Source organism: Mycobacterium sp. (assembly GCF_052143115.1).
Taxonomy (GTDB): Bacteria; Actinomycetota; Actinomycetes; order Mycobacteriales; family Mycobacteriaceae; genus Mycobacterium.
Window position 1 is genome coordinate 1 of the sequence record NZ_JBKQTQ010000288.1, and the last position, 11,518, is coordinate 11,518.

An 11,518-nucleotide genomic window follows, 5' to 3' on the forward strand; every position below is an offset into this window, starting at 1 on the left:
GCGACGGCAAAGCCGTCATCGCCGACATCGCCGCCTGACCCAAAACCACACCAGCACAACATCACCCGGCCCCGCCTCGGGTGCCTTCGGCCTGCTCACTCACCATCCGATTTTCGGGTCAGAGTGCATTGACGAGTGCGTGGAGTGCGCCGCTGTGGAGTAGCGAGCGGATTCGGTAGTGGGTGAGGTTGCGGAATCCGAGGGCGTTGCGGCGTAAGGCTTCTAGCCGTCCGTTGATGGCTTCGGTGGGGCCGTTGGAGGCGTAGTGGTCGAAGAACGCCAGGATGTCGTGGCGGCGGCGCCACAGGGTGCGGCCGAGCTGGGCGATCTCCTCCAATCCGGCGGGCACGCCGCGGCGGATCGAGTCGATCAGTTTGGTCATCGCCTTCTTGCCGCGGCGCCGGTTCGGATCGGCGTAGGCGGCGATGATTTTTTGATAGATCACGTGTGCCACCTTGACCGCGATGTGTTCCTCGGTGTCGAGCACGCTGGTCAACCGGTGATGTTGGCGGGCCGAAAGCAGCTGCGGGCGGGTGCGGGCGATGCGCCGAATCCCATACAGTGGGTCGCCGGTATGGCCGCGCCGGCCGAGGGTCTGCTGCTGGATGCGTTGGCGGATCAGGTCGAGCTTGGCCCCGGCCAGCGCCACTACGTGGAACGGATCCATCACTGTGACCGCATCCGGGACCACCTCGGTTGCGGCGGTCTTGTAGCCGGCGAATCCGTCCATTGCCACCACCTCTATACCCGCTGCGAAGTCGGCGGGTTGGGCGGCCAGCCAGTGGGCCAGTGCGGCCGCTGAACGACCAGCTACCAGGTCAAGCAGCCGCGCCGGACCGCTCTGATCGTAAGTGGGTGTCAGATCGATGATCAGCGTGACGAACCCATCAGGGCCGAATCGCCGTGGTGCCCAGCGGTGCTCATCGACGCCGATCATCCGAACCCCCGACAGCCGATCCGGCCCAGCCGCGGCGATCAGGTCGGCGGTCGCACGCATTGCGATCGAGCTCACGGTATGCCATGACACCCCCAGCTCAGCGGCGATCGCAGAAATGGTGGTGCGGTCGATCATCAACCGCCGCAACACGTACCGGGCACACCGGCGCGTCGTTGAGGCCCGCGGTGCGGCTAGCTTGCCCAAGTCCTGGTTGAACAACGCACGTCCACACTCGGCCGTAGTGCAGCGGTACCGAGGCACAGCTACCTGCAGCACTAGTGGGTAGCCAGCGACCGGCAGATCAGTCAGCGGCCGGGTCACGGTGTCGCGGTAGCGGCCCTCACGTCCACATCCCGGGCACCGTGGATCGCGGGTCACCGGCGTGCAGAAGATCGTCGTCACCTTCTCGTCGACCGCGGCGTCGGTGATGGTCACGCCCAACTCGATCGTGCGCATGATCGTGTCGGCAACAACAGACGGCGGGAACGCAGTAGCCTCAGGCACGGGTCACCTCGGTGGCGTGGTGGTCGAGTGTCAGCAACCCGCATCGTCACCCACCGAGGCCCCACCTCATCGAAACGACACGGACCCCGAACGCGGATATCCGCCAACCACCCGCGCACTCTCGTTCACGAAGAGCCTGTTTAGGGTTGAACCGGCTACACGGGAGCTGCCAGCCGTGTCGGCTGGCCATGGCCGCGAAGTGTCACCGTCTCGCCCAAAGACCAACGGGCCCGTTCATTTTCGCTTGCGGCGTTAACGGTGTCCGAGGATGCCAATAGTCGGCCGGGTTCATCCTTGGCCAGTTCGCACAGTCGGGCGGCTTCGTTGACTGGCTCGCCAATTACCGTGTATTCGAACCGCTCTTTGGCGCCGACATTCCCGGCGACGGCTTTCCCGGCCGTAACCCCGATACCGGCGGGGCACTCGGGCACCTCGCTTTCAAGTCGACCAGCGATGGCGCGGGCGGCGGCGAGCGCGTGGTCCTCAGGACGGTCGAGGCGGTTAGGTGCACCGAATACTGCCAGCACGGCGTCGCCCTCGAATTTGTTGACGAGTCCGGAATTGCGGTCCACCTCTTCGACGATCACCGCGAAGAAGCGGTTCAGCAGCTGCACGACTTCCGCGGCGGGGCGGCTCGTCACCAATTGCGTCGAGCCGACGATGTCGACGAAAACCACTGCGACATGGCGTTCTTCGCCGCCGAGTTTTGGTCTTTCCCGCTCGGCGGCGGCGGCGACTTCACGCCCGACGTGACGGCCGAACAAGTCGCGCACTCGTTCGCGCTCGCGCAAGCCGTCGACCATCGAGTTGAAGCCACGCTGCAGCTCGCCGAGCTCTGTTCCGTCGAAGACCACCAGATCGCCTCGCAGGTCGCCCTGCTCGACCCGCTTGAGCGCCGCGCGCACCACCCGCACCGGCGTCGCCGTCAGCCAGGACAGGATCCACATCAAGACGAATCCGAAGATCAGCGTTGCGATCGCAATGACCAGCACCGCGACACCCAATTGAGTCTCGCTCAGATTCCTCAGCGTCAAAGCGAAGAATGCGGTCAGCGCGATGCCCAGAACCGGCACGCCGGAGCCGAGCAACCAGACCGTCAGCGTCCGGCCCATGATCCCCGGTGCCAATCGCTGTGGAACTCGCCCCGCCTCGAGCGCTTGTGCGGCCACTGGGCGCAGCGCGAATTCGGTCAACAGGTAGCACCCGGTAGACACCAGAATGCCGCAGAAACTCACCGAGAAACCCACTATCGGGATGAACGTGCTATCGGCCAGGCCGTAGAGCGTCGTGAACAGCCCAGTCGCAAGACCCCACAGGACGAGTACGCCGAGCGCTAGCCAGAACGGGGCCAGAAACGTGTTGCGTTCATCGGCGGGGGTGGGCTTGCGTTCCTCAATCGCCCACCGGAGCGCACCAATTGTCCGCCGGGTTATCCAGTACGTCCCGAGCGCCAGCGCCACGGCGACGTAGGCCGGCCCGACGACGAAGGTGATCCACAATGGAGCGTCGCTGAAGATGCTGGGGGCCGGGAAGGCGACGGTCAGCAGCAGCACCGCAACGCCGATCCCGATCAGATTCGTCGCGAGGATGAAGACGGTCAGAATGAGCTGAATGCGTACCCGCCGGCGGCTCTGACTTTCCGACGGGCGCCCCAGTAACCAGGAGCCGTACGCCGGGGTCTCCGGCAGCCGACCGCTCTGCCGGGTCACTGCCTCCAGAATCCGGCCCAGGCGTTGCGCGACCGTTCGGGTGGCCATCATGTTGGCGTCAGCCTAATTCGTCCGGTGGCTCGCGCTTAAGGTGAGTCGCGTGCGTCTCGTCATTGCCCGGTGCACGGTGGACTATCTCGGCCGGCTCACCGCTCATCTGCCGTCGGCACGCCGATTACTGCTGTTCAAGGCGGATGGCTCGGTGAGCGTGCACGCTGACGACCGCGCCTACAAGCCGCTGAACTGGATGAGTCCGCCGTGTTGGCTCGCTGAAGAGCTGGACGGCTCACTGCCGGTGTGGGTAGTGCAGAACAAAGCCGGCGAGCAATTGCGCATCACCGTCGAGGATGTCGAGCACGATTCCAGCCACGACTTAGGGATCGATCCCGGCCTGGTCAAGGACGGCGTCGAAGCCCACCTGCAAGCGTTACTCGCCGAGCACGTGGAGCTGCTCGGCGCCGGATACACCCTGGTGCGCCGCGAATACATGACGGCGATCGGGCCGGTCGACCTGCTGTGCCGCGACGAACAAGGCGGCTCGGTCGCGGTCGAGATCAAGCGCCGCGGGGAGATCGACGGTGTCGAGCAGCTCACCCGCTATCTCGAGTTGCTCAACCGCGACAGCGTGCTCGCGCCGGTACGTGGGGTTTTCGCCGCACAGCAGATCAAGCCGCAGGCCAGAACCTTGGCGACTGATCGCGGGATCCGTTGTCTGACATTGGATTACGACAAGATGCGCGGAATGGATTCCGACGAATACCGGCTGTTCTGAGCTGTCTAACTAGACTGGTGCCGTGCCTCGGCGCCGCACCCCACCGCGCCGGCAGCAGCCGTCACGGCCGCTGCCGGTGCAGCGCCGCGTGGAAACCGGACCCGACGGTCACGACTACGAAGTGCGACCGGTCGCCGCCGCGCGGGCTGTCAAGACGTATCGGTGTCCCGGATGCGATCACGAAATCCATTCGGGCACAGCGCATGTGGTGGTGTGGTTAGCACAGTCTGGTGAGGTTGCGATCGACGATCGGCGGCACTGGCACACGCCATGCTGGGCCAATCGGGCAACCCGCGCGCCGACCCGAAGGTGGTCCTAGTGGCTAGTGATCAGAGTCTGAATCGGCGGACGGTTCAACCAACTCGATCAAAACGCCGCCGGCGTCCTTGGGGTGGATGAAGTTGATCCGTGAGTTCGCTGTGCCGCGCCGGGGCGACTCGTAGAGCAGGCGGACGCCCTGCTCGCGCAGCCGCTCGGTGAGGGTCTCGAGATCGCTGACGCGGTACGCCAGTTGCTGGATGCCGGGCCCGCGCTTGTCGAGGAACTTGGCGATCACCGACGACTCGTCGATCGGGGCCATCAGCTGCAGCTGTGCGCTGCCCACTGGAGCGCCGCGTACCGACAACATCGCCTCGCGAATGCCCTGGTCATCGTTGATTTCCTCGTGCAAGACGATCATGCCGAGGTGGTCGTGGTACCACGCAATGGCGGCATCGAGGTCGGGAACCGCAATGCCGACGTGGTCGACGGCCGTCACCAGCGCGGTGGCGAGGACTGGACGGGCGTCAACTTGATCGGTGGTCATAACGTAACGGTAACCTGACGGGAAAGATTCTGCTTCTCCGATCCGCCGGATTGGCAGTTAGGCCGCGCTGTGGAGGTAGTCATGACGACATCGGTGATCGTTGCTGGAGCACGAACCCCCGTCGGCAAGTTGATGGGTTCGCTGAAGGACTTCTCGGGCAGCGATCTGGGCGCCATCGCGATCGCCGGCGCTCTGGAAAAGGCCAGCGTGCCCGCGTCGGCGGTCGAATACGTGATCATGGGGCAGGTGCTGACCGCCGGGGCCGGTCAGTTGCCCGCACGGCAGGCCGCGGTGGCCGCCGGCATCGGTTGGGATGTCCCGGCGATGACCATCAACAAGATGTGCCTGTCCGGTCTCGATGCCATTGCACTGGCTGACCAGCTCATTCGGGCCGGTGAGTTCGACGTGGTGGTGGCCGGCGGCCAGGAATCCATGACCAAGGCGCCACACCTGCTGATGGATAGCCGATCCGGCTACAAGTACGGCGACGTGACGGTTTTGGACCACATGGCCTACGACGGCCTGCACGACGTGTTCACCGACCAGCCGATGGGCGCGCTGACCGAGCAGCGCAACGACGTCGACAAGTTCACCCGTCTCGAACAGGACGAATTTGCTGCGCGGTCGCACCAGAAGGCCGCCGCGGCATGGAAGGACGGCATCTTCGCCGACGAAGTCGTGCCGGTGAACATCCCGCAGCGCAAAGGCGATCCCTTGCAGTTCAACGAGGATGAGGGCATTCGCGCCAACACCACCGCCGAATCGCTGGCCGGTCTCAAGCCCGCGTTTCGTCGTGACGGCACCATCACTGCCGGATCGGCATCGCAGATTTCTGATGGCGCGGCCGCGGTGGTCGTGATGAACAAAGACAAGGCCACCGAGCTGGGGCTGTCGTGGCTGGTCGAGATCGGCGCACATGGCGTGGTGGCAGGCCCGGATTCGACGCTGCAATCGCAGCCCGCCAACGCGATCAAAAAAGCGCTGGGCCGCGAGGGTATCTCCGTCGACCAACTCGACGTGATGGAGATCAACGAGGCGTTCTCTGCGGTGGCACTGGCCTCGACACGGGAACTGGGCGTTGATCCCGACATCGTCAACGTCAACGGCGGTGCGATCGCCATCGGGCATCCGATCGGCATGTCAGGCGCTCGGATCGCGCTGCATGCGGCACTTGAGCTCGCGCGCCGGGGCTCCGGATACGGCGTCGCAGCGCTATGCGGAGCAGGCGGACAGGGCGATGCGCTGATCCTGCGGGCCGGCTAGCGCACCATCAAAGGCCGTTAGCGGGGATTCAGCTCGCACATATGCGGTTGCCGCCCCGGAGATGGTTGCTGGCAACGTGAGCGCGGACAAATTTGACAGCTGATGTGATTTTGGTCATATCACTGCCGGAAAACGGCCGCAACTGCGTTTCGGTGTCGAGCCCGCTGCCGCCGCAACCGGGTGAGACGGACCGGAAAGCCACGTGCCAAACTTGACGACGTGAGCCGTCCCCGACCTCCGATTGGTCCCACGATGACCGGCGCGGTCGACTTGTCCGCCCTCAAACAAAGCCCGCCGTCCAGCGGCGATGCGGGCGTGGGGGGATCGGCGACACCCGTCGGCATCGAGATCACCGAAGCCAACTTCGAAGACGAGGTGCTGCAGCGGTCCAACCAGGTGCCGGTGGTCGTGCTGTTGTGGTCGCCACGCAGCGACGTCTGCCTTCAGTTGGCCGACATTTTGTCCGGCCTGGCCGCTGTCGACAACGGAACTTGGTCACTGGCGAGCGTCAACGTCGACACGGCTCCTCGCGTGGCCCAGATATTCGGGGTCGAAGTGGTCCCGACCGTGGTGGCTTTGGCTGCCGGACAGCCACTTTCCAGCTTTCAGGGCATCCAGCCGGCCGACCAGTTACGCCGCTGGGTGGACTCGCTGCTGTCGGCAACTGCGGGAAAGCTCAGCGGTGCAACGGCTTCCGAGGAACCCGAAGAGGTGGACGCGGCGCTCGCCCAGGCGCGCCAGCAACTCGAGGACGGTGACTTCGCCGCCGCCTCCGATTCGTATCAGGCGATCTTGGACGACGATCCGAACCATGCCGAAGCCAAGGGGGCGGTACGTCAGCTCGCCTTCTTGATAAGGGCTACCGCGCAGGGGCCTGACGCGGTGGCCGTCGCCGATGCTGCTCCCGATGACATCGAGGCCGCGTTGGCCGCCGCCGACGTGCAGATCCTCAACCAGGACGTGCAGGGCGCCTTCGACCGGCTGGTCGCGGTAGTGCGGCGGACGTCCGGTGACGAGCGAACCTTGGTGCGCACGCGGCTGATCGAGTTGTTCGAACTCTTCGACCCCGCCGACCCCGATGTCATCACCGGCCGGCGCAACCTCGCCAACGCGCTGTACTAGGTGCCGGCCGGCGATTCAGGCTCTAGCCACAGCGCCGACATGGGCGGCAGCACCAACACCGCGGATGCCGGACGGCCGTGCCATGGCTCGTCGGTTGCGTCGACACCGCCGAGGTTGCCGATCCCGGTGCCGTTGTAGTTGGTCGCATCGGTGTTGAGCACCTCACGCCATCGCCCGGCGTTGGGCAGGCCGAGTCGATAGCCGCTGTGCTCCGAACCGGAGAAATTGAACACGCAGGCCATCACCGAACCGTCGCTGCCGTACCGCAGGAAACTCAGCACGTTGTTCGCGGAGTCGTTGGCGTCGATCCAGGAATAGCCCTCCGGCCTGGTGTCCTGGCTCCATAACGCCGAGCGGCCGCGGTAGATCTTGTTGAGGTCTTGGACCAGGCGCGAGATGCCGTTGGAGAAGCTGTTCTCGTCGAGTTGAAACCAGTCCAGGCCGCGTTCCTCGGACCATTCAGCGCGCTGCCCGAATTCCTGGCCCATGAACAGCAGCTGCTTACCCGGGTGCGCCCACTGGTATGCCAGCAGGCTGCGCAACCCCGCCGCCTTCACGTGGTCGTTGCCCGGCATTCGCGACCACAGTGTGCCCTTGCCGTGCACCACCTCGTCGTGGCTGAGCGGTAAGACGAAGTTCTCGCTGAATGCGTAGAGCATCGAGAAGGTGATCTCGTGGTGGTGGTAGCTGCGGTACACGGGATCATGGCTGACGTAGTCGAGGGTGTCGTGCATCCAGCCCATGTTCCACTTCATCGAGAAGCCCAGGCCGCCGACGCTAGTCGGTCTCGACACGCCTGGCCACGACGTCGACTCCTCGGCAATGGTGACGATTCCCGGGGCCGCCTTGTGTGCAGTGGCGTTCACCTCCTGTAAGAACTGCACGGCTTCCAGATTCTCCCGGCCACCGTAGATGTTGGGTGTCCAGCCGCCGGCAGGGCGCGAGTAGTCGAGGTACAGCATCGAAGCGACGGCGTCGACTCGCAGGCCGTCGATGTGAAATTCCTCTAGCCAGTAGAGCGCATTGGCCACCAGGAAATTGCGCACCTCGGCGCGGCCGAAGTCGAACACGTACGTGCCCCAGTCGAGTTGCTCGCCGCGTTTGGGATCGGAATGCTCGTACAGCGCCGTGCCGTCGAAACGGCCCAGCGCCCAGGCGTCCTTGGGAAAGTGGGCAGGGACCCAGTCCACGATGACACCGATTCCGGCCTGGTGTAGCGCGTCGACGAGTGCCCGGAATTCGTCCGGTGTGCCGAATCGCGAGGTCGGTGCGTAGTAGGACGTGACCTGATATCCCCACGATCCGCCGAACGGGTGTTCGGCGACGGGCAGCATTTCGACGTGAGTAAACCCGTGCGCGACAACGTAATCCGTCAGTTCGCGGGCAAGATCGCGATAGCTCAGGCCCGGTCGCCACGAGCCCAGGTGGACTTCGTAGGTGCTCATCGGCTGGAACACCGGATTGCGTTGGGCGCGTGCCGTCATCCAGTCGTCATCACCCCAGCGATAGTCGCTGACGTTCACCCGCGACGCCGTATGCGGTGGCACCTCGGTGGCGAATGCGAACGGGTCGGCCCGGTCCGTGACCGAGCCGTCAGCGCCGTGCACCCGGAACTTGTACAGGCCGTCACGTGGGAAGCCCGGCCAGAACAACTCCCACACGCCCGACGAACCCAGCACCCGCAGCGGGGCATCGTTGCCGTTCCAGCCGTTGAACTCCGCGATCAAGCCGACGCCCTTGGCGTTGGGCGCCCAGACGGCGAATGACACACCTTCGACCACACCGTCGGCGGTGGTGAAAGAGCGCGGATGGGCGCCCAGCACTTCCCATAGTCGTTCGTGACGCCCCTCGCCGAACAGATGCAGATCGACTTCGCCCAATGTCGGCAGGAAGCGGTAGGCGTCGGCGGCGGTGTGCCGGTCGGAGCCGTCGTAACTCACTTCGAGGCGGTAGTCGATGAGGTCGGTGAACGGCAGCGCCACCGCGAACAACCCCGAGTCGATGTGCTGCAGCGGGAACCGTTCCTCGCCGACAAGTGCGACCACTTCAGTGGCGTGCGGCCGGAAGGCTCGGATGACTGTGTGATCGCCGTACTCATGGGCGCCCAGGATGCCGTGCGGGTTGTAGTGCTCACCGGCCACCAAGCGGGCCAAGTCGCTGGGCTCGGGCGCCAGGTGGGTCCTGGCGAGTTGGTCGGTGGGCTTCATCGCGGCGTCACCTCCGGCGGAGCAGCGTGGTTCGGGATTCGGACGGAATGAGCGGCATGTTGATGATGTGAGCGACCGCGTGGCCAGGGTCGATGCGCACGTAGTTGGCTGCTCCCCATTGGTATTCCTCGCCGGTTATTTCGTCTCGCACCCAGAACCGCTCGTAGTGCTCCATACCCAATGCGGCCATGTCCAACCACAACGTCGCCTCTTCCGGCCCGAACGCGTTGAGCGTCACCACCACCAGCACGCAGTCGCCGGTGATCGGATCGAATTTGCTGTAGGCCAGCAATGCGTCTTTGTCGACGCCATGGAACGTGATGTTGCGCAGTTGCTGAAGAGCCGGATGGAGTCGACGAATATTGTTCAGCCTTGCGATGAACGGCTCCAGCGATCGTCCCGCCGCCAGCGCGCCGGCGAAGTCGCGGGGTCGTAGCTCGTACTTCTCGGAGTTGAGATATTCTTCACTGCCCTCTAGCACGGCCTCGTGCTCGAAGAGTTCGTAGCCGGAGTACATCCCCCAGGCCGGGCTCATGGTTGCCGCCAGCACCGCGCGTATCGCGAACATGCCCGGGCCATTGTGTTGCAGGAGCGCATGCAAGATGTCTGGCGTGTTGACGAACAAGTTGGGACGACGGAAGTCGGCGAGTTCGGGGATCTCCTGGCCGAATTGGGTGAGCTGCCACTTGGAAGTCCGCCACGTGAAGTACGTGTAGGACTGGGTGAAGCCCAGCTTGGCGAGCCCGAACTGGCGGGCCGGCGGTGTGAACGCCTCGGATAAAAACAGCACATCCGGATCGACTGCTTTCACTTGGCCGATCAGCCACGCCCAGAAGTCGGGCGGCTTGGTGTGCGGGTTGTCGACCCGGAAGACCTTCACTCCGTGGTTCATCCAGTGCCGCACCACGCGCAGCACCTCGTCGTAGAGTCCAGCGGGGTCGTTGTCGAAGTTGATCGGGTAGATGTCCTGGTACTTCTTCGGCGGGTTCTCCGCGTAGGCGATGGTGCCGTCGGGCAATTCGGTGAACCACTGGCGGTGTTGCGTGGCCCACGGGTGATCGGGCGCGCACTGCAACGCCAGATCCAGAGCCACCTCCATGCCCAGGTCGCGCACCGCTGCGACAAATTCGTCGAAGTCGTCGATAGTGCCCAGCCGCGGATGCACCGCGTCGTGGCCGCCCTCATCGCTGCCGATCGCCCACGGCGATCCGACGTCACCGGGGACCGCGGTCGCCGTGTTGTTTCGGCCCTTGCGGTGCACCTTGCCGATCGGATGGATCGGCGGCAGGTACACCACGTCGAAGCCCATCTGCGCGATGCGCGGCAACGCCGCCGCGGCGGTGGCGAAGGTGCCGTGCACGGGGTTTCCGTCCGCGTCCCAGCCGCCGGTCGAGCGGGGGAACATCTCGTACCACGAGCCGAAGCGGGCCAGCGGCCGGTCCACCCACACCCCGTACTGCTCGCCGCGGATGACCAGCTCGCGCCGCGGATAGTGCGTGAGTAGTTCGTCGACCTCGGGTGTCAGTGCCAGCGCGGCGCGTGAAACCGGATCGCCGGGGGCTCGCAGGGCGGCCGCGGCTACCCGCAACGGATCGCGCTGACTACGGGGAACCCCGGTCGCGGCGCGATCCAGTAGCTGCGCGCCCACCAGCAGGTCGTTGGACAGTTCGCTCTCGCCCTGGCCGGCGTCCAGCTTGGCCACAATGGCGTGCCGCCAGGTGTGAATCGGGTCACCCCAGCCGTCCACCCGAAACGTCCACAACCCGACGCTGTCCGGGGTGAACTGACCGTGAAAGACGTAGGGCTCCTCGCCCATGCTCATCGGGACGAGTAGCGGCTTGACCCGGACGAGCGGGTCGGCAGCGGTGTCGGTCACTGCGGGGGCCTGCACCGCCTTGAGCCGCCGGGTTTCGCCCACCTGCGGGTAGCGCGGTCCCAGGTAGCGCACCACCAGCGTCGCAGCGACCGCGTCATGGCCTTCGCGCCATACCGCCGCGCGAACCGGAATTACCTCGTCGATCACGGCTTTTGCCGGATAGGCGCCGCACGATACGACGGGCGCGACGTCATCGATCTCGACACGACCGGGCACCGCTACTCCGTCCTTTTGGTAGTCCGTTGTCGTCCTGGGCGCGGCCGCACCGCAGCGTGCTTGTCTTCGAAAACCTCTTTGCGCCCAATGCCCACCGTAGTGTCGGG

Annotated in this window: 9 protein-coding genes; 4 read left to right on the forward strand and 5 right to left on the reverse strand. The window is 65.1% G+C overall.

The genetic code is table 11. The features are described 5' to 3' along the window. Positions 1–118 precede the first annotated feature (118 nt). Together ACLQI9_RS28315 and ACLQI9_RS28320 are read right to left on the reverse strand one after the other, a co-directional pair. Positions 119–1,393, reverse strand: a complete 1,275-nt coding sequence (locus tag ACLQI9_RS28315; protein ID WP_442380147.1) for an ISL3 family transposase — start codon at positions 1,391–1,393, stop codon at positions 119–121. 203 nt (positions 1,394–1,596) lie between these two features. Beyond that, positions 1,597–3,201, reverse strand: a complete 1,605-nt coding sequence (locus ACLQI9_RS28320; RefSeq protein WP_442380098.1) for an adenylate/guanylate cyclase domain-containing protein — start codon at positions 3,199–3,201, stop codon at positions 1,597–1,599. 49 nt (positions 3,202–3,250) lie between these two features. Between ACLQI9_RS28320 and nucS the strand changes: the two genes are divergently transcribed. After that, entirely contained in the window at positions 3,251–3,922 is a 672-nt protein-coding gene (nucS, locus tag ACLQI9_RS28325; RefSeq protein ID WP_442380100.1) for an endonuclease NucS, read from the forward strand. A gap of 22 nt (positions 3,923–3,944) precedes the next feature. Beyond that, on the forward strand, positions 3,945–4,241 hold the full coding sequence (locus tag ACLQI9_RS28330; RefSeq protein ID WP_442380102.1) for a hypothetical protein: 297 nt from the start codon (positions 3,945–3,947) through the stop codon (positions 4,239–4,241). A gap of 3 nt (positions 4,242–4,244) precedes the next feature. Here the strand turns inward: ACLQI9_RS28330 and mce are convergent, their stop codons facing one another. Then, positions 4,245–4,727, reverse strand: coding sequence for a methylmalonyl-CoA epimerase (gene mce, locus ACLQI9_RS28335; protein ID WP_442380104.1), 483 nt, complete (start codon positions 4,725–4,727; stop codon positions 4,245–4,247). A gap of 81 nt (positions 4,728–4,808) precedes the next feature. On the opposite strand from mce, the gene ACLQI9_RS28340 reads away from it, so the two are divergent. Together ACLQI9_RS28340 and ACLQI9_RS28345 are read left to right on the forward strand one after the other, a co-directional pair. Beyond that, complete coding sequence (locus ACLQI9_RS28340) at positions 4,809–5,990, forward strand: acetyl-CoA C-acetyltransferase (RefSeq protein WP_442380106.1); 1,182 nt, start codon at positions 4,809–4,811, stop codon at positions 5,988–5,990. Positions 5,991–6,209: 219 nt separating this feature from the next. Beyond that, positions 6,210–7,112: a tetratricopeptide repeat protein gene (locus tag ACLQI9_RS28345; RefSeq protein WP_442380108.1), complete on the forward strand. Its 903-nt coding sequence runs from the start codon at positions 6,210–6,212 to the stop codon at positions 7,110–7,112. On the opposite strand, the gene glgB is transcribed toward ACLQI9_RS28345, so the two are convergent. Both glgB and ACLQI9_RS28355 read right to left on the reverse strand, forming a co-directional pair. Beyond that, positions 7,109–9,319, reverse strand: a complete 2,211-nt coding sequence (glgB, locus tag ACLQI9_RS28350) for a 1,4-alpha-glucan branching protein GlgB (protein WP_442380110.1) — start codon at positions 9,317–9,319, stop codon at positions 7,109–7,111. The genes ACLQI9_RS28345 and glgB overlap by 4 nt on opposite strands. A 7-nt stretch (positions 9,320–9,326) precedes the next feature. Continuing rightward, entirely contained in the window at positions 9,327–11,411 is a 2,085-nt protein-coding gene (locus tag ACLQI9_RS28355) for an alpha-1,4-glucan--maltose-1-phosphate maltosyltransferase (protein WP_442380112.1), read from the reverse strand. Positions 11,412–11,518: the final 107 nt, after the last annotated feature.